Origin of the sequence: Psychrobacter maritimus (genome assembly GCF_904846345.1) — a bacterium.
GTDB classification, from domain to species: Bacteria; Pseudomonadota; Gammaproteobacteria; order Pseudomonadales; family Moraxellaceae; genus Psychrobacter; species Psychrobacter maritimus.
This window is the reverse complement of record NZ_CAJHAJ010000005.1, coordinates 199,448-222,745: the sequence shown is the minus strand read 5'-3', so window position 1 is coordinate 222,745 and position 23,298 is coordinate 199,448. Positions and strand designations below refer to the sequence as shown.

General features: G+C 43.7%; 17 protein-coding genes. 14 read left to right on the top strand and 3 right to left on the bottom strand.

Annotation, left to right across the window (positions count from 1 at the left end; all coding sequences use genetic code 11):
- Positions 1-39: 39 nt before the first annotated feature.
- The 3 genes from JMX50_RS08945 (at position 40) to JMX50_RS08935 (ending at position 2,612) form a co-directional block, all read left to right on the top strand.
- Complete coding sequence (locus JMX50_RS08945; protein WP_201629271.1) at positions 40-1,023, top strand: uroporphyrinogen-III synthase; 984 nt, start codon at positions 40-42, stop codon at positions 1,021-1,023.
- A 93-nt stretch (positions 1,024-1,116) separates the two neighbouring features.
- A complete protein-coding gene (locus JMX50_RS08940) occupies positions 1,117-2,073 on the top strand; it encodes a hypothetical protein (RefSeq protein WP_201629270.1) in 957 nt (318 codons plus the stop codon).
- A 47-nt stretch (positions 2,074-2,120) separates the two neighbouring features.
- On the top strand, positions 2,121-2,612 hold the full coding sequence (locus JMX50_RS08935) for an acyl-CoA thioesterase (RefSeq protein ID WP_201564331.1): 492 nt from the start codon (positions 2,121-2,123) through the stop codon (positions 2,610-2,612).
- A gap of 158 nt (positions 2,613-2,770) precedes the next feature.
- Here JMX50_RS08935 and ribBA read toward each other — a convergent pair whose 3' ends face one another.
- Together ribBA and JMX50_RS08925 are read right to left on the bottom strand one after the other, a co-directional pair.
- A complete protein-coding gene (gene ribBA / locus JMX50_RS08930) occupies positions 2,771-3,883 on the bottom strand; it encodes a bifunctional 3,4-dihydroxy-2-butanone-4-phosphate synthase/GTP cyclohydrolase II (RefSeq protein WP_201623874.1) in 1,113 nt (370 codons plus the stop codon).
- Between the two features lie 298 nt (positions 3,884-4,181).
- Positions 4,182-5,471 (bottom strand): replication-associated recombination protein A, encoded by a 1,290-nt coding sequence (locus tag JMX50_RS08925; RefSeq protein WP_201629269.1) that lies wholly within the window; start codon positions 5,469-5,471, stop codon positions 4,182-4,184.
- Between the two features lie 270 nt (positions 5,472-5,741).
- Here JMX50_RS08925 and JMX50_RS08920 point away from each other — a divergent pair, with 270 nt between their 5' ends.
- Both JMX50_RS08920 and JMX50_RS08915 read left to right on the top strand, forming a co-directional pair.
- Positions 5,742-6,278, top strand: coding sequence for a type IV secretion protein Rhs (locus tag JMX50_RS08920; RefSeq protein WP_201629268.1), 537 nt, complete (start codon positions 5,742-5,744; stop codon positions 6,276-6,278).
- A 252-nt stretch (positions 6,279-6,530) separates the two neighbouring features.
- Positions 6,531-7,535 (top strand): MSCRAMM family adhesin SdrC, encoded by a 1,005-nt coding sequence (locus tag JMX50_RS08915; RefSeq protein WP_227670994.1) that lies wholly within the window; start codon positions 6,531-6,533, stop codon positions 7,533-7,535.
- Positions 7,536-7,665: 130 nt separating this feature from the next.
- On the opposite strand, the gene gltA is transcribed toward JMX50_RS08915, so the two are convergent.
- A complete protein-coding gene (gltA, locus tag JMX50_RS08910) occupies positions 7,666-8,946 on the bottom strand; it encodes a citrate synthase (protein ID WP_201629267.1) in 1,281 nt (426 codons plus the stop codon).
- A 1,120-nt stretch (positions 8,947-10,066) separates the two neighbouring features.
- Between gltA and sdhC the strand changes: the two genes are divergently transcribed.
- The 9 genes from sdhC (at position 10,067) to sucD (ending at position 23,222) form a co-directional block, all read left to right on the top strand.
- Positions 10,067-10,453 (top strand): succinate dehydrogenase, cytochrome b556 subunit, encoded by a 387-nt coding sequence (sdhC, locus tag JMX50_RS08905; RefSeq protein WP_191691306.1) that lies wholly within the window; start codon positions 10,067-10,069, stop codon positions 10,451-10,453.
- Positions 10,454-10,470: 17 nt separating this feature from the next.
- Complete coding sequence (gene sdhD, locus JMX50_RS08900) at positions 10,471-10,857, top strand: succinate dehydrogenase, hydrophobic membrane anchor protein (RefSeq protein WP_227670405.1); 387 nt, start codon at positions 10,471-10,473, stop codon at positions 10,855-10,857.
- Positions 10,858-11,301: 444 nt separating this feature from the next.
- Positions 11,302-13,152: a succinate dehydrogenase flavoprotein subunit gene (sdhA, locus tag JMX50_RS08895; RefSeq protein WP_201564341.1), complete on the top strand. Its 1,851-nt coding sequence runs from the start codon at positions 11,302-11,304 to the stop codon at positions 13,150-13,152.
- A gap of 193 nt (positions 13,153-13,345) precedes the next feature.
- Entirely contained in the window at positions 13,346-14,056 is a 711-nt protein-coding gene (locus tag JMX50_RS08890) for a succinate dehydrogenase iron-sulfur subunit (RefSeq protein WP_183619461.1), read from the top strand.
- Positions 14,057-14,839: 783 nt separating this feature from the next.
- Positions 14,840-17,725: a 2-oxoglutarate dehydrogenase E1 component gene (locus tag JMX50_RS08885; protein ID WP_201629266.1), complete on the top strand. Its 2,886-nt coding sequence runs from the start codon at positions 14,840-14,842 to the stop codon at positions 17,723-17,725.
- Positions 17,726-17,881: 156 nt separating this feature from the next.
- Positions 17,882-19,144, top strand: a complete 1,263-nt coding sequence (gene odhB / locus JMX50_RS08880) for a 2-oxoglutarate dehydrogenase complex dihydrolipoyllysine-residue succinyltransferase (protein WP_201564345.1) — start codon at positions 17,882-17,884, stop codon at positions 19,142-19,144.
- 199 nt (positions 19,145-19,343) lie between these two features.
- Positions 19,344-20,795, top strand: coding sequence for a dihydrolipoyl dehydrogenase (gene lpdA, locus JMX50_RS08875; RefSeq protein WP_201623865.1), 1,452 nt, complete (start codon positions 19,344-19,346; stop codon positions 20,793-20,795).
- 208 nt (positions 20,796-21,003) lie between these two features.
- Positions 21,004-22,170, top strand: coding sequence for an ADP-forming succinate--CoA ligase subunit beta (gene sucC / locus JMX50_RS08870; protein ID WP_201564349.1), 1,167 nt, complete (start codon positions 21,004-21,006; stop codon positions 22,168-22,170).
- A gap of 176 nt (positions 22,171-22,346) precedes the next feature.
- Complete coding sequence (gene sucD / locus JMX50_RS08865; RefSeq protein WP_201629265.1) at positions 22,347-23,222, top strand: succinate--CoA ligase subunit alpha; 876 nt, start codon at positions 22,347-22,349, stop codon at positions 23,220-23,222.
- Positions 23,223-23,298 lie beyond the last annotated feature (76 nt).

Here is a 23,298-nt window from a genome sequence, read left to right as displayed (position 1 = left end):
AGCGTCCTTTCTTCCTAAGCCTTTTGTCACGGTATGTTTATGTCTTGGTCATCACCGAAGTCCACTGATTCAAATCAACCTATTGATAAGCCAGTATTGCTGCCGCAAATCGTCATCAATACGCGCCCAGTTGAGCGTGCAGCGCCGCTGACCGAGCATTTACAAGCGGCAGGGATGTCAGTGATTGATATGCCGATGTTGACCTTAGAGGCGCGTCCAACTACCGAGCAAGATATGGGATTGATGCGCCAATGGTTTGCAGGTGACTATCAAGCACTCGTCATCGTGAGCCCGACAGCAGCAGCTTCAGGGCTGGCTGTTTGGCAAGCACTTGAGCAAGAATGCCAAGCTCAAAAATCTAGCGAAAATGCTAGTCAGCAAAAAGAGACAGGGTTTACAGGTTTAGAAGCACCAAGCCATCTGATAGCGGTTGGAGAAGCGACTGCGGCAGTGTTAAATGACGCAAAGTTGGCTACATCAAGCTACCAAGTATTGCAGCCTTTAATTGCCAATAACGAAGGTATGTTAGCCATGCCTGAAATTGACAGTCTCCAAGCTGGAGATAAGCTCTTGGTATGGCGCGGGCTTGGTGGGCGGCGCTTATTGGTCGATACCTTACAGGCGCGCGGCGTCCATATCGATAGCATCGCTTGGTATGAGCGCAAAATGCCTGCCGATGCTATGACGCAGTATGAGCAATGGCAAATGCAGTTTCTTGCGCAGCAGTCTAAGCAGCAAGCAACATCAACAGCAGAGCCAAAGCCCATCGTGATTGTCAGTAGTGGCACGGCGTTTGAGCATTGGGAAGCGATTGTTAAGGCAGTTGCCGAAAAGGTTGTAGAATCAGATAAAGACAAAATAACCAGTTCACCATTAAAGCTTAATGATTTTGCTTACGTGGTATTAGGTGAGCGCTTAGCCAATATGGTCGCGCGTCAGCAGTTAAGCTATTGGCGGGTGGAAGATTTGGCGCCGGCTACTATCCTTGCGGCAATCCATTCGCCAATAGTGGATCCAATGTAAGTAAGAAAACAGAGTAAGCAAGAACACAGACTTTTATTAATCTACTTATTTTATATTTGCTTAAAAATTATCAATCACTAACGGTGCTGCCTTATGTCCATGAATTCTGAATCGTTATCTCAGGAACCTTCTGCTATTCAGCAGCGCCGGCAGGCAAATATGTTTTTGGTGCGCCTGCAATGGTTAATGATTTTATTGCTTATCGCCGCTTTACTCTGGCTTTATATCAGTCAGCAGCGTTTTGAGCATAATGTCAATGAGCGTTTGCAAAGCAATGAGCAAGTGGTCAGTCGCCTCAATGAGATGGATGATCGCATCTTTGCTATGAGTCAGCAAACCTTGCCAGCACCGCGTACTGCCGCCAGTAGCCAAGCCCAAAACCAGCTCGATTTATTGCGTATTCAAATACAAGCGGCTGATAGATTGTTGGCAGACAATAACGAGAGTGCAGCGATTGAATTATTACGTGGTCTGCATTGGCAGCTGTCCCAAAGCAGTAATGAGATTGCCCCAGCGCTGACTGTGGTGATTAAACAAAGCTTGGCAAAGGATATTGAGCGCCTGCAGGCAAGAAGCTCGCAGCCGAGTCCGTGGCAGCTACAAAATATAGCCATTCAAAATATCCAAGAGTTTTTGCACAGCTACGAGCGTGAACATCCTGCTAATGCCAGCGATTTGACTCAAAACCTTGATAATAATATGAGCTTAACGCGCCGCCAGCTTATGATTCACGAAGTCATTATGACCTTGAATCTCGCTACCCAAGCCAGCAATATGCGTGAAAAAGAGCAGCTGGTCGGCTATCTGCGTCAAGCGCGCAAACAGCTACAAACCCTAGTACCACAAACGTCAACGCCACAAACAACATCTACTAATAATAAAACCTCTCCAACAGCGAATAGTACGACCGCTAATAAAGATAAGGTACAAACCAAATCGTCTCCTAATGACATTACCGAGGTTATAGACTGGCTAGATCGATTGATTGCTAATGCGCCAAAATCTACGCCATTATTAACCAAGCAAATTTTGGATAAGCCTAAACGTTAATGGTGGTTTTTAAAACTCTATAAGATAAAAACAAGAGAAAGCAAGTGATGAATAGTTTTGAGAAAAATACAGCTTTAAGTAATGAAAGTTTAAGTAATGCCCGTCCTGACGAGTTGGCGCACTATCCAATTATTCATCATCAGCCGATCCATTGGGGTGAGATGGATGCCTTTAACCATCTAAATAACGTAGTGTTTTATCGCTATGCGGAGTCTGCACGGATAGGCTATTTGCAGGCGCTTGGCATGTTTGATGGCAGCATGGTCACGGTCTTAGCGCAATCAAGTTGCCAATATCTACGCCCTGTCACTTATCCCGATACCTTATTATTAGGCGTGCGTTGTCAGCGTTTGGGTAATACCAGCATAGTAATCGAGTATAGCTATTATAGCTGCGCTCAAAAGGTGATTGTCGCAACCGCTGATGCGGTCATTGTCCGTTTAGACAGTGATGGCAAAGATAAATTGCCGTGGACCAATGAGGAGCGTGAGCGCTTAGTGGCATTAGAAGCAAGCGTTGGCCATACGCCCGAGCTTTAAAAACTTTAAAAAGTCGGCTTATTTAGTAGGTTATAAATGCTACTAAAATGATAACGGTAAAACAGTAATTATCAATAAAAAATTCATAAAAAAGGCACGCTAAATGATTAGCGTGCCTTTTTTGTTCTATTTCTACTGCTAGCTTTTGCTTTTAATCTTTATTTTTGCTTAGGTGCGTGAACAAAGTCAACGACGTTCAACTCAAACCCTGACAAGGCATAAAACTTCATCGGTGATGACAGTAAGCGCATATCACGAACCCCTAAATGGCGTAAAATCTGTGCGCCAACTCCAATGCTACGATACGGCTGCTGAGCAATGGTTGAGATTGATTGATTTTCAGCGGCTTTATCAAGCGCCTCTCCTAAATCAATCGGCTGATGGTTGCCAATCCAAACCAGCACGCCGCGTTCTGACTCTTGTATTTCTTCTAATGCTGAGCGTACGCTCCAACCGCTACGGCCAGTGGTGTCATTTTTAGCGGCAAATAAGTCGCGTAATGGATGGAAACCATGGACACGAACGGTACTGACGCCTTCGCTGACATCGCCTTTTACCAAGGCTAAATGAGTTTCGTCAGCGCCAAACTCGCGGAAACGATGCAAGGTAAAAGTACCGTATTCCGTTTCAAACGGATGTGATTCAATTTCTTCGACCGTTTGCTCATTGGCAATGCGATAGTTAATTAAGTCTGCAATCGTACCGATTTTAATACCATGCTCTTTGGCAAATATCTCAAGGTCATCACGGCGCGCCATCGTCCCATCATCATTGATGATTTCAACGATAACCGCTGCTGGCTCCAGACCTGCTAGGCGCGCTAAATCACAACCGGCTTCAGTATGACCGGCACGATGAAGGACACCGCCATTTTGAGCCATAATTGGGAAAATATGCCCAGGCTGCACGATATCTTCTGGTTTTGCTGAAGAAGAAACCGCTGCTTGAATGGTACGCGCACGGTCAGCGGCAGAAATACCTGTCGTCACGCCTTCAGCGGCTTCAATAGACACGGTAAAGTTGGTGCTAAATTTTGCCTCATTGCGGTCTGACATCAGTGGCAGTGCCAACTGTTTACAGCGTGCTTCTGACAAGGTCAAACAAACCAAACCGCGCGCATGAGTAATCATAAAGTTGATATCATCAGGGCGCACATGGGTCGCTGCCATAATGATATCGCCTTCGTTTTCACGATCTTCGTCATCCATTAAGATGACCATTTTTCCAGCACGAATATCTTCGATAATTTCAGGAATCGTATTTAAACTCATAGGAAGTCTCAATATTTTATTATGTATAGATAGGTTTAATTAGGGATATACATCATTATCTGCCTATTGTAGCAGTAGATTGACAAAAACACTGTTGCGGTAAAGCAAAGCATGTCTTGATAAGAGCCACATAAGTAGAAGCAATGTGCTATAAAAGTTTCCGATCAACTGGTTTGTATATATCATTATGAGGACATTTTAACGCTTTTCACCCCAACGTGCTGTGTCATCTTGCCAATATGTCAGTTAATAGGTTAAAAATAATCATAAGTATTATCAATGATGCAAACGCATAGCCTTAATCGTTACTGGCCGCTTGACCCTTTAGCCAGTCCATAAACTGCTTACTGTGTTGCTCGCGCTGATTGTCAGCAAATTTATAAAAACTTGTCCCGACTAAATTATCAGGTAAATAGCTTTGCGGATAATAGTGGTTGGGATAATCGTGCGGATAAGCGTAGCCTTGACCATAACCTTGATGTCGCATCAATTTGGTCACGCCATTACGCAAATGTAGCGGCACAGGCGAGGCGTCTTTTTCAGCGAGTGCCATCGCCGCATTAATGGCTTTATAAGTACTATTACTTTTGGCGCTGGTCGCAAGATACACCACCACTTGCCCCAAGATAATACGCGCTTCTGGCATACCGATGGATTGCACGCTACGCAAAGCGGCGTCAGCAAGGAGTAGGGCATTAGGATTGGCATTACCGATATCTTCGCTGGCCAAGATGACCAAGCGCCGCGCGATAAAATCGGCAGGCTCGCCGCCAACCAACATCCGCGCCATCCAATATAGCGCCGCATCAGGGTCTGAGCCGCGTACGGATTTTATCATGGCAGATATAATATCGTAATGCTGCTCGCCATCTTTATCGTAGCGTACGAGCGCGGTCTGGGCGACACGGGCGACCAATTCATCATCAATGACAAGCGGTGAATGCTTAGCATCCGCCGTTTGAATAGCAAGCTCTAATAAGTTCAGCGCTTTTCTAGCATCACCATGTGCCAATTGGCTAATCATCTGTTGCGCCTGCAGATCGACGGTTAAATTTTTGAGAATATTATCTTCTAAAAGTGCGCGCTGTAATACGGTACTGATTTGCTCAGGCGTCAGCGGCTCTAGACGATAAACTTGGCAGCGTGATAGCAGCGCATTATTAACGCTGAATGACGGATTTTCGGTTGTCGCCCCAATCAAAGTAATGTCACCTGACTCTACTGCGCCAAGTAAGGCATCTTGCTGGGCTTTATTAAAACGGTGAATCTCATCGATAAACACAACCGGTGACTCGAAGCTTAGTGAATCCTTGGTATCTAATACTTCACGTAATTGCTTAACGCCAGTATTTAATGCTGATAACGCATGAAAAGGTCGGCCAACGGCATCAGCTAACAGCATCGCAATAGTAGTTTTACCGATGCCCGCTTCGCCATGCAAAATAATCGACGGCAAATGTCCTTGTTCGACCAAGCGCCGTAACGGTGCACCCGCTGCTAATAAGTGCTCTTGACCGATAATGGCATCAAGGGTTGCAGGGCGCATACGCTGAGCAAGGGGCGTATCAGCATGAAAATTAGGTGGCATAAAGGTCTCTATTATCAATTAAATATTTTTAATTCTTATTAGGGTGTGTCTTCATTTTAAGCTTAACGCTAAAAACAATGACTCATGTCCTTCTAGCTAGGCTAACGCAGATTTACGTTAATAAAAGTCAGCTAAGTGTACAGCTTATGTCTTAACGGCTTTATTTTTTAAGTTTTTACCCTTATTAAAGGTTTAACAGTTCTATAAAAAATAGTACTTATAAAATAGCATCTATAAATGCTTAGTTTTTGAATATAAGGTAAGACAGTAATGAGGTTGCAGTCGACTTTCAAGCGCTTATTTAAGCACTCTATAGCTGCTAAAGGCTCAAAGCAACAGTCACGCCAGCTGACTGAGGGAGAGCTAGCGTTGGCACGCTCAGTGTTCGGTGACAGCCTTAAGCTTGATGGTGTGCAGCTTAAGACGGCGTGGTGGGTACTAAAGCATTATGCTGTCAGTCCTAATGGCAATATTTATTTCCATCCGGCAGACTGGGTCACGGATTTTAGCCAGTGTTCCTTGGGTAAGCAAAGCTGGCTTATCCATGAATTGACCCACGTTTGGCAATTGCAGCAAGGTCTTAAAGTTGTACGCGGCGCTATCATCAATCGCCGTTATGATTATGTACTTGAAGCAGGTAAGTCCTTTTTTAACTATGGAATCGAACAACAGGCACGTATGGTGCAAGACTATTTTGTCCGTCGTCATTGTGGTCACGACTGCCGTGATTTTGAAGTCTGTATACCATTTTTAAAGGAGCAAACGCTTGATAGCGAGCATGACAGTCACCGCTCGTTTAAAGTTTAATCTTTCTATTATGCTGGAATATTTATATGATGGCTTTAGCTTTCTCTTATTATAGACAGTTAATATATAAAAAAAATAAGTAGAAAGGCTAGACAATAGCAACAGGAATTATAATAAAAAACATGGTAATAAAAAGCTCAAGACTTTATCACTCAATTGACTTAATAGTGCTTCTAGAAATATCATCATTCATGGATAGTGTTATCACGTTGGCTTTTACTCTTTCTGCTTTTAATAAGGATATGAATTCGGATGTTTAAACTTTTACCAGTAAAACCTGACATTGACACTGATACCCGTCGTCGCTCTATCAATAAAGCGATGATTCGCCCTTATAAAGCACCAACATTGCTTGCGGCAGCATTGACTGGCGTATTGTTAGTGAGCGGCTGTCAGCAGCAAGCAGAAGAGCCAATACCTGATAGCAGTCAAACCCAAGAGAAAACCAGCGCTGAAGACAGTCAGCCTATGCGCAAAAGCGATTCGGCTGCTGCCCGTATAGAGCAGTTCCAGCCTTTGTATCTTGCGCAAGCGAAAGGACTGCAACAGCGTTTGCAAGCAGAGTATGAATCGCTACAAGCGGCAGATGCGTCAGACAGTGGCAATGATTTGTTAGCTGATAGTACAACTGCTGTGTCAGTAGACAATGTTAAGCCGTCTAATACCGCTAATCCAGTTGCAAATAATACAGATGCTGAGCAAATAGCCAAACCAGCCACCACGGATTCAGCAGCAGTCGCTACGGCTAATAGTAATGGTGATTCTGGTGCTAGTAGTAACGCTGATACCGATGCTACTGCAGAGACTGATATCAATACCAGTACCGAGGTTGGCGAGCGCGATTTAACCGTGCTTAAGCGTATCAGCCTTGAGCCGCGTAAACCAGTGATGTTGACGGATGAGCAGATTATAGACAGTTATCAGCAAGCGATGGAAACCCTTTATCAGCCTGTGACCACGCCGCTTAGTGCGGAAGATGTTGATACCTTGATTAATATTGCGACTTTGGTGCCGCAGGTCTTTGAACATGCAGAAATCGCCGGTAGACTGAGTGCAAAAAGCCCAGCGCTGGCGCGTTTGATTATTCAGCATCAAGTTTGGGAGCAAATAGAAGCTCAGCAAGTCCTTGATATGCAGCAGATGAAAATCACTCAGCAGCAAGAGTTTGAAACGCTGATGGCAAAATTTAACGAAACCATTAAAGGCTATGATGAACAAATTGCCAAATACGAGCAAACGCTAAAAGAATTTCAGTAAAGCTTTATAAGTTTAGAGTATTAAAGCTGTTTTGCTTAATGCCTCTTATTAAAGGCAGGCCAAAAAAATCCCGCTATGATAGCGGGATTTTTATCTGTCTAACTTTTATACTTTTAAAACAAAAGACTGACTACTTGCGGTCTTCGACTTTAACGAATTCGCGTTTTGTCTCACCAGTATATAACTGACGTGGACGACCGATTTTGAACGGTGCGCTGTGCATCTCAAGCCAATGGCTAATCCAACCAGAGGTACGTGCCAATGAGAAGATAACAGTAAACATTGACGTTGGGATACCGATGGCTTTAAGGATAATGCCAGAGTAAAAATCAACGTTTGGATACAAGTTACGCTCAACGAAGAACGGGTCTTCTAAAGCAATTTTCTCAAGTGCCATGGCAAGCTCAAGCTTAGGATCATTGATACCCAATGCGCCTAGTACTTCGTCACAAGTCTCTTTCATCACTTGTGCGCGTGGGTCAAAGTTTTTGTAAACACGGTGACCAAAGCCCATCAATTTCACTTCACGGCTTTTCACTTTTTCCATGAATGCTGGTACGTTTTCAACTGTACCAATTTCATCTAACATAGTGAGTACGGCTTCATTGGCGCCGCCATGCGATGGTCCCCAAAGCGCGGCAATACCCGCCGCGATACAAGCGTAAGGATTGGCGCCAGTAGAACCCGCTAGACGTACGGTAGACGTTGAAGCATTTTGTTCGTGATCAGCATGCAAGGTAAAGATTTTGTCCATTGCACGGGTGATAACGTCATTGGTTTTGTAGTCAACATCAGCAGGCGTTGCAAACATCATGTATAAGAAGTTTTCCGCATAATTGAAATCATTACGTGGATACATGAACGGTTCGCCCTGTGAGTATTTATAACTCATGGCCGCAAGCGTTGGCATTTTAGCGATTAGGCGAATAGCGGTGATTTCACGATGCTCTTCATTGCTCACATCTAGATTTTCATGATAGAAAGCTGATAAAGCACCAACGACACCAACCATAATAGCCATAGGATGGGCATCACGGCGGAAGCCTTCAAAGAATTTGCGTAATTGGTCATGAACGCCAGTATGCTTACGGATTTTTTCATAGAAATCCGCTTTTTGCTCAGCGTTTGGTAAATCACCATGAATCAGCGCATACGCCACTTCTAAGTATTCAGCATTATTTGCAAGTTCATCGATAGGATAGCCGCGATGCAACAGCTCGCCTTTACCGCCATCAATGAAGGTGATTTTTGACTCAACAGGCGCAGTTGCCATAAAACCTGGATCGTAGGTCCAGTAGCCCGCTTGTTGAAAAGCAGCAACTTCGATAACTGACGGCCCTAAAGTACCTTCAATAATAGGAAGTTCGTATTCTTCACCATTTACGGTTAGTTTGGCATTGTTGTCAGCCATAAATTGCTCTCCATTTTTTAACTTGTTAGAATAAAAATATATCGACGCACACCCTCGCGTCATCACTAATCAAACGGTAAAACAGCCAAATGGTCAAATAAATTTAACCCATTTAAGATGCAGGCTATATTAGCAGTTATTAGCTAAGTTTTGAAAAGACTTTTAGCAGTAATGTCTGTAATAGGGGTGCTGTAGTCGTCATTAGCGACTGTAAACTTTGTATCAAAATATGTCTGCTTAGTAATTTGGCTGTAAAGCATCATGCTAATATGAAAATAATGATTATCATTAACATTATAATATTACAGTGTTTTTGCTAAGATAAGCCATTTTAATCTGTAAGGCGCTATACTATAAAACAGACAGAGTATGCGTAACCGACAAATTGGCTTAATGCGACGAATTATTTTGATTCAGTAATACTAATGAATTCATCTTACTAATAGCCAGCTTTTTGTTATTTAATCTCTAATAACCACTATTTAGGGGATAAATTTGTAATTAGCGGCCAGTCATTTTATAATTAGAGGGATTTAACTGGCACTAGCTTTGCGCAAATTGATAGGTCAACGTAATTAAGTCGCTGATAAAGCCTAGCTTTACTGCTGCTTTTTTATGATTGGACGTTCGCTTTATAGACCAGAACCCAGCTTATCGCTTAAATATTCTTGTTAACTGTTCTATTTTTAGATATCCAACAGTGAAGTTTACCTTAATAAAAAATGATAATATAGAGATGACACCCTGGCGTTATCTTTTTTTGTTGATGGCAAGCAGTAAAAATAGACTAGTTAATCGATTTATCCCATGCTGCGTGCTTACTATTATAAAACACGCAGATAGCTTGTTATTGGTAGGGATTGTCTGTTCCACAAGCGAGGTTGAGCCGTCTATAGAGTCCTTATAGAAATCTATAGAAGCCTTATAGAAAAAGGTCTCATAGAAACGATATATAGAGAGCGTGTTTCCTATATAAAATCTATCTATCAAATTTAGCGCAAATGAAATAACGTCAGCTAGCCCTTCCTTACCTTATTCATCTCATGTGTTGCTCGCCGCTTATAGAAGTGTATTTGTACCAAGCGTTGATAGCAGATACAGGAGTATAACCGCAAAAAGGATGCCCGCTGTGAAAAGCAACCGACCTATTGATCTGCCCTTAAGCCAAGTGATTAGCGTTAATCGCTCACCGATTGCGATAGCTTCAATCTTGCATCGTATCTCTGGCATTATTTTATTTCTACTTATTCCTGTCATGTTATGGATATTACAGAATTCTTTGGCGTCGCCTGAGAGTTTTGAAGCCATATTTGACAATGTCCTTGTTCGCTTTTTGGCGTGGATTTTTGTCGCCGCCATCGCTTATCACTTTGTGATGGGTATCAAGCATTTATTTGCTGATATGGGCATGAATGAGGAGCTAAAATCTGGCCGTGCCGCTTCTATGATTAGCTTTGTAATTGCAGCAATCTTAATTGTCGCGTCATTTGTATGGGTGATGTTCTAATGAAAAATGATTCAGGAATCAAAAGCGCTACTGGTCTAACCGGCTCAGGTTCACGTGATTGGATTATCCAGCGTATCAGTGGTGTGGTTTTAGCCGTATACAGTGTGGTATTACTGGGCTTCTTCTTAACTCATGGCAATGTAAGCTTCGTTGAATGGTCAGAATTTATGACCAGTTTACCGATGCGTCTGTTCAGCTTATTGGCCGTTTTGGCGTTGGCTGGTCATGCTTGGGTTGGTATGTGGACGGTATTTACTGACTATATTACCACTGGCAAACTGGGCTCAAGCGCAGCAGGTCTACGTTTAGTGCTACAGTCATTAATGATTATCGCTATTTTAGTTTTCCTATTTTGGGGCATTATGATTTTTTGGGGTAACGGCTTCGGTGTTGTTGCGGTTTAACCATTAATCATAGGTTTAGATATTGATTTATCTGATTTTTATAAATTGAATATCTAACCATAACAACGGATAAAGCTGACAGCATTGGCGATGATTCGCTTATTTGAAAGCGTTTATTTTAAATAACGTACTTTAAAGTGCTTAGGTGATAGACATCCGTTAGTAGCCAAAATAGTCATAGCTAATCATAGCGTTGGGCGCACACTAAATTCACGATTACTGATACGGTAAATGACGCTTATTTAATAGATAAAAGCTGTGAACAAGTGAGTAAGCCCAATATAACGATAGATATGCAAATTAAGTGGTTGAAGGCTGTTTGTATTGTATTTTGATTATTGTCAGTAGCGTTGCAGCAAAAGCTTGCTAGCGTTAGCGCACAATAAGATGCAAACCACCCTTTTTATTTACTTCTAAGCATTAACAGGCATTAGGAAAACCGTAATGGCAACTAGACAAGATAATACCATTAGTAATATTAAAACCCTGAACTACGACGCGGTCATCGTTGGTGGCGGCGGCTCAGGTATGCGTGCTTCATTGCATTTAGCAGAAGCGGGCATGAAGGTTGCAGTCTTGACCAAAGTATTCCCAACCCGTTCGCACACCGTTGCTGCTCAAGGCGGTATCGGTGCAAGTTTGGGTAATATGAGCAATGATAACTGGCACTTTCACTTTTATGACACCGTTAAAGGGTCAGATTGGTTAGGTGACCAAGACGCCATTGAATACATGTGCCGTGAAGCGCCAAAAGTGGTGTATGAGCTTGAGCACATGGGTATGCCGTTTGACCGTAACGAAGACGGCACGATTTATCAGCGCCCATTCGGTGGTCATACTTCAAACTATGGCGAAAAAGCCGTACAGCGTGCTTGTGCTGCTGCTGACCGTACCGGTCACGCGCTACTACATACGCTATATCAAAAAAACCTACAGCAAGGTACTGAGTTCTTTATCGAGTGGATTGCCCTTGATTTGATCAAAGACGACGCCGGTAACATCAATGGCGTCATCGCTATTGAGCAAGAAACGGGTACTGTTGCGGTATTCCAGTCGCCAATCACTGTATTAGCGACGGGCGGCGCAGGTCGTATCTTTGCCGCATCAACCAACGCTTATATCAATACTGGTGACGGTATTGGCATGGCGGTTCGCGCAGGCATTCCATTACAAGATATGGAATTCTGGCAGTTCCACCCAACCGGCGTTCATGGTGCCGGCGTACTATTGACCGAAGGTTGCCGCGGTGAAGGCGCTATCTTACGTAATAAAGATGGCGAAGCCTTTATGGAGCGTTATGCCCCAACCGTAAAAGACTTGGCACCACGTGATTTAGTATCACGCTCTATGGACCAAGAAATCAAAGAAGGCCGTGGTTGTGGTCCAAATGCTGACCATATCGTAATGGATATGACGCATTTAGGCGTTGAAACCATCATGAAGCGTCTGCCATCAGTATTTGAGATTGGTAAGAACTTCGCCAACGTTGACATCACTAAAGAGCCAATTCCAGTTATCCCAACCATTCACTATATGATGGGTGGTATTCCAACCACGATTCATGGTCAAGTAATTGTTCCGGATCTAGAAGCGGGTACGGATGAAGACGGTTTATATGCTAAAGGCAACGTTGTTAAAGGTCTTTATGCTATCGGTGAGTGTGCTTGTGTGAGTGTTCATGGTGCTAACCGTTTAGGTACCAACTCACTACTTGATTTATTAGTCTTTGGTCGCGCTGCTGGTAAGCATATCGTTGATGAATTCCATCATGCAGATCATAACTATAAGCCATTAGATCCTCGCGTCCTTGATTTTACCGTGCGTCGTTTAGACAAACTGCAACAATCAACCTCGGGCTATAATGCGCAAGACGTCGCTGACGAGATTCGTGCAACCATGCAAACGCATGCCAGCGTATTCCGTACGCAAGCGATGATGGACGAAGGCGTTGAGAAAATCCTAGCGCTAGGTGAAAAAATCGACCAAATCCATTTGGCGGATAAATCACAAGTCTTTAACACTGCGCGTATTGAAGCGTTCGAAGTTGCTAACTTGTATGAAGTGGCAAAAGCAACGATGATATCAGCGGCTAAGCGTCACGAAAGTCGCGGCGCACACAGTGTGTCTGACTATGATCGCCCAGAAGATGATGAATACGCACCAAACGGCCGTAACGATAGAGAATGGATGAAGCATACCTTATGGTATTCTGAAGGCAATAAGATTATCTATAAGCCGGTTCGTAAAGTGCCATTGACGGTCGATTATATCGAGCCAAAAGTCCGCGTCTATTAATTCTAGACTGGGTGCGCATGATTTTTACGCACTGTAAAAAACGTTTTATCCCTTATTAATTTATTAAAAAGGTGACCGCTAGCGACAGACCGCTATCAGCGCTGAGATTTAGACATACCAGCGCTGATAGTTTGCAGTCTTTAGATTGTAATGTTTGTCAGCCCGCCATCATCTACGTGTGGAGTTTAGCATTATGAGCCGAGGTACTCGCACCATCGAAATCTATCGCTACGATCCTGATGTGGACGCAGCGCCGCGCATGCAAACTTATACGGTTGAGTTGTTAGACTCAGATCGTATGTTGCTTGACGTGTTATTACGCCTAAAAAAGGAAGATGAGACGCTCACCTTCCGTCGCTCATGCCGTGAAGGTATTTGCGGTTCTGACGGCATGAACATCAATGGTAAAAATGGTCTTGCATGTCTAATCAACATGAATACCTTGCCTGAAAAAGTAACGGTTCGTCCGTTACCAGGTTTACCGGTTGTTCGTGATTTGGTCGTCGACATGAACCAATTTTACGAGCAGTACGAAAAAGTTCATCCGTTCTTAATCAATGACCAGCCAGCGCCAGCAACAGAGCGTTTGCAGTCACCTGAGCAACGCGAAAAATTGAACGGTTTGTATGAGTGTATCTTATGTGCCTGCTGTTCAACCAGCTGCCCATCGTTCTGGTGGAACCCTGATAAGTTCTTGGGTCCAGCAGCGCTATTGAATGCCAACCGTTTCGTTTCTGACAGCCGTGATACTGATACGCGTGCGCGTTTAGCACGTTTAGACGATCCGTTCAGCTTGTTCCGTTGCCGCGGTATTATGAACTGTGTTTCAGTCTGTCCAAAAGGTTTGAATCCAACCAAAGCCATTGGTCATCTACGTAATTTACTGCTTGATCATGCAGGTTAGTCTACCTTTTATGGTCAATTAGCTTTATAATAGCGCCATCAAAAACACCACCTATCATTAGGTGGTGTTTTTTATTAAAAAATATTAGCATTTAGCTATTTTTTAAGTGATAAGCCATTGTTTTTCTTATTAACACGACCATATTGATATCGTGAGCGGTATTGTTGAGGGCCAGTGGCAAATCCGTGAGGGTAAGTAAGGCTGTATTAACAATACGTTGCTTGTATGTAAGAAGACATGCTATATCGCGCGTCTCCCTATATAATTGAATATGGTAATATTGTTTAGTATTACAGATACAAAGTTGCGAAAAATGATAATAGATATTCATTACGTAAATACCTAGTATTGAACAAACAAACTATGGCCCATAGGGTAGGCATGTTACTCTATACGGCAATGTATGTTTGGCGGAATATACGCCAATTTTCTACCATAGGAAGACATTTCAGTAAAAATAGCCAATTGATAGGCTAACTGAAAGAAAAATGCGGGGCTAAAAACCTTATCATTAACAATTTGGTTATAGCTGACAGCATTATATATAAATTAATGTTGTGAAACGAGACGATTAAGAAAACCGGCCGTTCACAAATAATTGTAATTGTAAGATTGGTATTGCAATCAGGCTTTTTTATCGTTAGATAGCTTTTGGTGTCAACGCTTTAGTTTTAAAAACTAATAGTAAGTATTAAAAACTGATGGTAAATATCGCCAATCTACAACGCATGACACAATAATAAGCACGATTCCATTCATTTATCTATCAAATAGACGATTATTATGAATAGTATAACTAAAGAAGCAGTGAGCGTAGATCATACTGAACTGGCCGCTGATAATGCCAGTTACATCGAAGCGCTCTATGAGCAATATCTAGAAGATCCTAGTAGCGTTGATGGCGATTGGCAAGCGTATTTTGAACAATACAAATCACCAAACGATGCCGCGCATAATGCGATTAAAGACCAGTTCTTATTGTTAGCACGTAATCAGACTGCTAATAAAGTGAGTGCTGATACGTCTGGCGCCACCGCTAACGATCCAGGTAACTGTGCTGACCCGAAACAAATGGGCGTGCAGCAGCTGATTTCAGCGTACCGTCGCCGTGGTCATCGCCGCGCTAAGCTTGATCCCTTAGAACTACATCCACGTGCAGAAGTGGAAGATTTAACCCTTGCTTATCACAACCTGTCAGAAGCTGACCTTGATACGGTATTCCCAACCAATGATTTAAATATTGGTAAGGATGAAGCGACGTTACGTGAAATTATCGAAATCATGGAGCGCGTTTACTGTCGTTACATGGGTGTCGAGTATATGCACGTGACCACCAGCACAGAAAAACGCTGGATGGAAAAATATCTAGAGACCAATTTAGGTTACATCGAGTTTGATAAAGAAAAACGTTTATCAATTCTTGAGCGTCTGACTGCTGCTGAAGGCTTAGAGAAATACTTGGCTCGTAAATATACGGGCGTTAAGCGTTTTGGTCTAGAAGGCGGCGAGAGCTTTATCCCTGCTATCAATGAAATCATCCAACGTGCTGGCGGTTATGGCACCAAAGAGATGGTCATTGGTATGGCTCACCGTGGACGCTTGAACTTACTGGTTAATATCTTGGGTAAAAACCCTGCCGATTTGTTCGATGAATTCGATGGTAAAGTACAGCCAGAAAAAGGCTCAGGCGATGTTAAATACCATAACGGTTTTTCATCGAACGTGATGACGCCAGGTGGTGAGGTGCATTTAGCATTGGCGTTTAACCCATCGCATCTTGAGATTGTTGCCCCTGTACTGCAAGGGTCGGTACGCGCCCGTCAAGTTCGTCGTAACGATCAGCCATTACAAGACAATAAAACTGGTAATTCAGTACTGCCAATCGTTATCCATGGTGACGCTGCTTTTGCTGGTCAAGGTGTGGTACAAGAAACCTTCCAGATGTCACAGACTCGTGCTTATACCACGGGCGGTACGGTTCATATTGTTATCAATAACCAAGTTGGTTTCACCACCAGCCGTCAAGAAGATGCGCGTTCAACGGAATATTGTACTGACGTGGCAAAAATGGTGCATGCACCTATCTTGCACGTAAACGGTGATGATCCTGAGTCAGTCGTATTTGCCGCTCAATTGGCATTAGATTACCGTCATGAGTTTGATAAAGACATTATCATTGACTTGTTCTGCTACCGTCGTAACGGTCATAACGAAGCCGATGAGCCATCAGCAACTCAGCCATTGATGTATGCCGTTATTAAGAAGCTACCAACGACACGTACTATCTATGCGCAAAAGCTGATTGAAGAAGGTCTGCTTAACCAAGAAGATGAAAAACGCTACGAAGATGAATATCGTGAATCCTTAGACCGTGGTGATTATGTTGCCAACTCTTTAGTTAGCCAGCCTAACGAAGAGCTGTTTGTCGATTGGAAACCTTATTTGGGTCATGACTTGGTTGATGACTGGGATACCAGTGTCGATATCGAAATACTAAAAGGTTATGGTCGCCGTATGGCCGAGATGCCAGAAGGCTACAAGCTGCAACGCCAAGTACAAAAAATGGTCGAGCAGCGCTTAGCCATGCAAACCGGTGAAGAGCCTCTTAACTGGGGCGCAGCTGAAACTTTGGCTTATGCATCATTGGTTGATCATGATGGGGTATTGGTTCGTATTACTGGTGAAGACGTTGGCCGTGGTACGTTCTCGCATCGCCATAGTGAAATCTATAACGTTAATGACGGCAGCATGTATGTCCCACTGTCACATATCAGTGAAAAACAAGCGCGTTTTGCAACATACAACTCATTATTGTCAGAAGAAGCGGTATTGGCCTTTGAATATGGCTACGCAACGACTGTGCCAAACGCCCTAATCGTTTGGGAAGCGCAGTTCGGTGATTTCGTCAACGGCGCACAAGTGGTTATTGACCAATTTATCTCAAGTGGCGAGACCAAATGGCAGCGTGTTTGTGGTCTAACCATGTTGTTACCACACGGCTATGAAGGTCAAGGTCCTGAGCATTCATCTGCTCGTCTTGAGCGCTTCTTGCAGCTATGTGCTGAAGACAACATGCAAGTCATTACGCCAACGACGCCAGCGCAAATTTATCATGCGCTACGCCGTCAAGCGGTACGTCCGATTCGTAAGCCGTTGATCGTTATGTCACCGAAGAGTTTGCTACGTCATAAGCTTGCGACATCAAACCTTGAAGAGTTGGCAAACGGTAAGTTTGAAACGGTATTGCCAGAGATGGATCAGCAAAATCCGGACAACGTGACTCGTATGGTGCTATGTGGCGGTAAAGTTTATTATGACTTGCTAGAGCAGCGCCGTGCGTTAGGTCTTGACCATGTTGCGATTGTGCGTATTGAGCAGCTTTATCCATTGCCAGAGAAACGTTTAATTGCTGAAATTGAAAAATATAGCAATTTGGCTGAAATCGTTTGGACGCAAGAAGAGCCATTGAACCAAGGTGCTTGGTATTATTTAGCGCCGCACATGTTCCGCATTGTCGTGCCGCACCCAACCAAGGCGAAAGTCATGGAGCCAGTGGCGCGTCCTGCTAGTGCAGCACCAGCGACAGGTTCGGCAAAACTGCATGTCAAGCAGCAACAAGATTTGATTGCTGGTAGCCTTGGCATCAGTGTGGATGAGCTGTCTAAATAGCGACTCGTTTACGTAACAGATTATTCAAGATACATGAATCAGGCGATAACAGTCCGTACTCGGTATGACCATTTCAGCAAGACAATTTAAAACGGTACTGACTGCTTATCACGACTTAATAATAAATAGTAATATCAACATCTAAGGAGTATATCGATGGCTGAAATTAAAGCCCCCGTGTTTCCAGAATCGGTTGCCGACGGCACCATCGTGGAATGGCATGTCACTGAAGGTCAAGAAGTTAGCCGTGATGATTTATTGGCTGAAATCGAAACTGATAAAGTGGTATTAGAAGTTGTTGCACCTGATAATGGTGTTGTAACTAAAATCGTTAAGCAAGTTGACGATACTGTTTTGTCTGACGAGTTAATCGCAGAATTTGAAGCAGGTGCCAGCGGTAGTACAGATAGTGGTAGCGCTGATAAAGGTGATGCTCCTGCAGTTGATCCAGACCAGCCAGCAGCGCCAGTACAAGCGAAGCAAGGTACTGATGGCGGCGAGCCAGTGCAAGCGACAGATAAAAAAGACGAAGCCGATCATAAAGATCAAAGCCCTGCGGTACGTAAAGCAGCGAAAGAGTCTGGCGTTGATCCTAAAGACGTCGAAGGCAGTGGCCGCGGCGGTCGTGTGACCAAAACCGATATGGCGAACCCAACGCTAAAAGCTGACAGCTCTATCAAATCTGATAGCGGTCGTCCAGTCGCGGAGTCAACAGGTGAGCGTACTGAAAAACGCGTACCAATGACACGCCTACGTAAAACAGTTGCCAATCGTCTGTTAGCTGCTTCGCAAGAAACAGCGATGCTAACCACGTTTAACGAAGTCAACATGAAACCGTTGATGGACATGCGTGCTAAATATAAAGAGCAGTTTGAAAAGCGTCACGGCGTACGTTTAGGCTTTATGTCATTGTTCGTAAAAGCGGCGACTGAAGCATTGAAACGCTTCCCAGCGGTTAACGCCTCACTAGATGGTGATGATATCGTTTATCATGGCTACTATGATATCGGTGTTGCCGTATCTTCAGATCGTGGTTTGGTTGTTCCTGTACTACGTGATGCTGACCGCATGAGCATGGCTGATGTTGAAGCTAAGATTCGTGAATTGGGTGGTAAAGCACAAAAAGGTAAGCTTGGTCTAGATGAGATGACTGGTGGTACGTTCACTATCTCAAACGGCGGCGTATTTGGTTCACTCATGTCAACGCCAATCTTGAATCCACCACAAACCGCTATCTTAGGTATGCATGCTATCAATGATCGTCCGATGGCAGTCGATGGTAAAGTTGAAATTTTACCAATGATGTACTTAGCACTTTCTTATGACCACCGTATGATTGATGGTAAAGAGGCAGTGCAGTTCTTAGTAACTATCAAAGAGTTGGTCGAAGATCCAACCATGTTGCTATTAGACCTTTAAGCCTATGAGCTTGTATCGGTAACCACTGATACAAGCTTTTTAACTTTGGAATAGGTGATTGTGGTTTATTGATAAATGCTGGATAAACCTTTGTTCTTAGCGTGTATTAACGACAGAATAAAATGTGCATTTATTTATCATGAGCTTAATTAATCATTCAAATCCTAAATGAAATTAGAATGAGAAATAGGAACGTACTATGAAAGACAATTATGATCTAGTCGTCATCGGCGGCGGTCCTGGTGGTTATGAAGCCGCTATTCGTGCAGGCCAACTGGGTATGAGCGTTGCTTGTATCGAAAAACGCGTTTATAAAGGCGAGCCAGCGCTTGGCGGTACTTGCTTAAACGTCGGTTGTATCCCATCAAAAGCCTTGCTTGACTCATCACACCGTTATGAAGCGACAAAGCATGACCTTGCTGAACATGGTATCAGCACCGGCGACGTTGCTATCGATATCGAGCAAATGATTGCCCGTAAAGAAGGCATCGTTAAGCAATTGACCGGCGGCGTTGCGGCATTGTTAAAAGGTAATGGCGTTGACTGGCTACAAGGCTGGGGCACGTTGGAAGATGGTAAAGGCGCGGACAAAAAAGTTAAATTTACCGCCCTTGCTGACGATAGCGAAACCATTATCACGGCTAAAAACGTGATTCTTGCAGCAGGTTCGGTTCCTATCGATATTCCTGTGGCAAAAACTGATGGCGATCGCATCGTTGATTCTACGGGCGCGCTTGATTTCACTGAAGTACCTAAGCGTTTAGGCGTGATTGGTGCCGGTGTTATCGGTCTAGAGCTAGGTTCAGTATGGCGTCGTTTGGGCTCAGAAGTGGTTGTTTATGAAGCGCTACCAAGTTTCTTAGCCGCCGCTGACAAAGACATTGCTAAAGAAGCGGGCAAAATGCTGAAGAAGCAAGGCCTTGATATCCGTGTCGATACCAAAGTGACCAATGCTGAAGTGAAAGGCGACCAAGTTGTCGTTACTAGCGAAGCTAAAGGCGAGTCGAGCGAGGAAAGCTTTGATAAGCTAATCGTTTGTGTTGGCCGCCGTGCCTACTCTGAAAAACTATTGGGCGCAGATAGCGGTATCACCTTGACTGAACGCGGTCTAATCGATGTCGATGACCAATGTAAAACCAACCTTGATGGCGTTTACGCTATCGGTGACTTGGTCCGTGGCCCTATGCTTGCGCATAAAGCAATGGAAGAAGGCATGATGGCGGTTGAGCGCATTCATGGCGAAAAAGCACAAGTTAACTATGACACTATCATTAACGTCATTTATACCCATCCAGAAATCGCATGGGTTGGTTTAACTGAACAAGCAGCGACTGAAGCGGGTTATGAAGTGAAAACCGGTTCATTTAACCTAGCAGCTAACGGCCGTGCGCTTGCGCAAAGTGAAGCACAAGGCTCTATCAAAGTCGTTGCTGATGCTAAAACAGACCGTCTACTAGGTATGCATGCTATCTCTGCTGGTGCTGGTGATATCGTCCATCAAGGTATGATTGCGATGGAATTTGTTTCTAGTATCGAAGACTTGCAGTTAATGACCTTTGCGCATCCAACCATTTCTGAAGCGGTTCACGAAGCGGCTCTTTCTGCAGATGGTCGCGCGATTCACGCCATCCAGCGTAAAAAGCGTAAGTAGCTTTTAAAGTTAAGATGATTAAAGCTAAGAAAGTTAAAGCTAAAAAAGTTAAAGCTAAGACAATTTAAGTAAATATCAAGTTTAACCGGATGGGGCGACCGCTATCATTATTGAGATAGTGATCGCTACCATCATAAGTGCTCAGATATATTCTTCTACGCACTTGATTTCACTTTTTATTAATTGTAAAAAATAAAGGATACAATCAATGAATTTACATGAGTATCAAGCAAAAGAGCTATTAAAAAGCTACGGTTTGCCCATTCAAGAAGGCATCATCGCCTATAACGGCGACGAAGCTGCCGCTGCTTTTGATAAAACGCCTACAGACATTGCGGTTATCAAAGCGCAAGTACATGCTGGCGGCCGTGGTAAAGCGGGCGGTGTTAAATTGGTTAAGACTCGTGAAGAAGCTAAGCAAGTTGCTGAAGCGCTTATCGGTACCAATCTGGTTACATTCCAGACTGACGCTGACGGCCAACCAGTAAACTTTGTATTGGTTGCAGAAGATATGTACCCAGTACAAACTGAGCTATATCTTGGCGCTGTCGTTGATCGTTCTACGCGTCGCGTGACTTTTATGGCATCAACCGAAGGCGGCGTTGATATCGAAGAAGTAGCAAGCGAAACCCCAGAAAAAATATTTAAAGTAAGCGTTGATCCATTAGTCGGTTTAATGCCTTACCAAGCACGTGAAGTGGCATTTAAACTGGGTCTTGAAGGCAAGCAAATCAACCAGTTTGTAAAACTGATGAGCGGTGCTTATCAAGCATTCATTGACAATGATTTTGCGTTACTAGAGATTAACCCATTAGCGGTTCGCGAAAATGGCGAAATCGTTTGTGTCGATGGCAAAATTGGTATCGACTCAAACGCCCTATATCGTTTGCCTAAAATCGCTGCGCTACAAGACAAAACGCAAGAAAACGAGCGTGAGCTTAAAGCGGCTGAATTTGACCTAAACTATGTTGCCCTAGAAGGTAACATCGGTTGTATGGTCAACGGTGCTGGTCTTGCAATGGCGACCATGGACATCATCAAACTGTATGGCGGCAAACCTGCTAACTTCTTGGACGTTGGCGGCGGTGCAACCAAAGATCGCGTTGTTGAAGCGTTCAAAATCATTTTAGAAGACAGCAGTGTTGAGGGTGTTCTAATCAACATCTTTGGCGGTATCGTACGTTGTGACATGATTGCAGAAGCCATTATCGCTGCGGTTAAAGAAGTCGACGTAAAAGTACCTGTGGTCGTACGTCTAGAAGGTAATAACGCTGAATTGGGCTTACAGATTCTAGAAGAATCTGGTCTGAAATTGACTTCAGCCCAAGGCCTAGCAGACGCGGCGCAAAAAATTGTCGATGCGGTTAAAGCGTAAGTCTTTAATATAAGTCGTTAAAATAAGTGCTATTTTATTAATAGGCGCCTAAAAAACGATTAAGCATTATAGTCAAAGCGTGATGGCAGTTTTTAGTATGAATATCAATCGTTAACATTTAACGACAGATGAGCTAGCAAACTGCCATTGCAAGACAACCGAATAAGGAAAAAATAATGAGTGTATTAATTGATAAAGATACCAAAGTATTGGTACAAGGTTTTACCGGTAAGAACGGTACATTCCACTCTGAACAAGCGATTGAATACGGCACTAAAGTTGTTGGCGGCGTAACTCCAGGTAAAGGCGGTCAAACGCACCTAGGTCTGCCAGTATTTAACACCATGGCGGAAGCGATGGAAGCGACCCAAGCTGACGCATCAGTTATCTACGTACCTGCACCATTTGTACTAGATTCTATCGTTGAAGCGGTCGATGCCGGCGTAAAATTGATCGTTGTGATCACTGAAGGCGTACCGACTATCGATATGCTAAAAGCTAAGCGTTACATCGAAGAAGCAGACGGCGTACGTATGGTTGGTCCAAACTGCCCAGGCGTTATCACTCCAGGTCAGTGCAAAATCGGTATCATGCCAGGTCATATCCATCTACCAGGTAAAGTGGGTATCATCTCACGCTCTGGTACCTTGACTTATGAAGCAGTTGCACAGACTACTAAGCTTGGCTTTGGTCAGTCAACTTGTATCGGTATCGGTGGCGATCCTATCCCTGGTATGAATCAGATTGACGCATTAAAACTGTTCCAAGACGATCCACAAACTGAAGCTATCATCTTAATCGGTGAAATTGGTGGTACGGCTGAAGAAGAAGCAGCTGCTTATATCAAAGAGCACGTGACTAAGCCAGTTGTTGGTTATATCGCTGGTGTTACCGCGCCTGCCGGTAAGCGTATGGGTCATGCTGGTGCGATTATCTCTGGTGGTCAAGGTACTGCTGAAGAGAAATTTAAAGCCTTTGAAGACGCCGGTATTGCTTATACTCGCGATCCATCAAAAATCGGTGACAAGCTCAAAGAAGTTACTGGTTGGTAATTTAGGTATTAATCGATAATCTAATACCGAAACATCGTTGAAAAAAATACAAGGCACCCCTACAATGGGGTGTCTT

Bases quoted from the DNA above. Each gene is read 5' to 3' on its own strand.
- JMX50_RS08945 (WP_201629271.1), top strand. From the start codon at position 40: ATGTCTTGGTCATCACCGAAGTCCACTGATTCAAATCAACCTATTGAT.
- JMX50_RS08940 (WP_201629270.1), top strand. From the start codon at position 1,117: ATGTCCATGAATTCTGAATCGTTATCTCAGGAACCTTCTGCTATTCAG.
- JMX50_RS08935 (WP_201564331.1), top strand. From the start codon at position 2,121: ATGAATAGTTTTGAGAAAAATACAGCTTTAAGTAATGAAAGTTTAAGT.
- ribBA (WP_201623874.1), bottom strand. From the start codon at position 3,883: ATGAGTTTAAATACGATTCCTGAAATTATCGAAGATATTCGTGCTGGA.
- JMX50_RS08925 (WP_201629269.1), bottom strand. From the start codon at position 5,471: ATGCCACCTAATTTTCATGCTGATACGCCCCTTGCTCAGCGTATGCGC.
- JMX50_RS08920 (WP_201629268.1), top strand. From the start codon at position 5,742: ATGAGGTTGCAGTCGACTTTCAAGCGCTTATTTAAGCACTCTATAGCT.
- JMX50_RS08915 (WP_227670994.1), top strand. From the start codon at position 6,531: ATGTTTAAACTTTTACCAGTAAAACCTGACATTGACACTGATACCCGT.
- gltA (WP_201629267.1), bottom strand. From the start codon at position 8,946: ATGGCTGACAACAATGCCAAACTAACCGTAAATGGTGAAGAATACGAA.
- sdhC (WP_191691306.1), top strand. From the start codon at position 10,067: ATGCCCGCTGTGAAAAGCAACCGACCTATTGATCTGCCCTTAAGCCAA.
- sdhA (WP_201564341.1), top strand. From the start codon at position 11,302: ATGGCAACTAGACAAGATAATACCATTAGTAATATTAAAACCCTGAAC.
- JMX50_RS08890 (WP_183619461.1), top strand. From the start codon at position 13,346: ATGAGCCGAGGTACTCGCACCATCGAAATCTATCGCTACGATCCTGAT.
- JMX50_RS08885 (WP_201629266.1), top strand. From the start codon at position 14,840: ATGAATAGTATAACTAAAGAAGCAGTGAGCGTAGATCATACTGAACTG.
- odhB (WP_201564345.1), top strand. From the start codon at position 17,882: ATGGCTGAAATTAAAGCCCCCGTGTTTCCAGAATCGGTTGCCGACGGC.
- lpdA (WP_201623865.1), top strand. From the start codon at position 19,344: ATGAAAGACAATTATGATCTAGTCGTCATCGGCGGCGGTCCTGGTGGT.
- sucC (WP_201564349.1), top strand. From the start codon at position 21,004: ATGAATTTACATGAGTATCAAGCAAAAGAGCTATTAAAAAGCTACGGT.
- sucD (WP_201629265.1), top strand. From the start codon at position 22,347: ATGAGTGTATTAATTGATAAAGATACCAAAGTATTGGTACAAGGTTTT.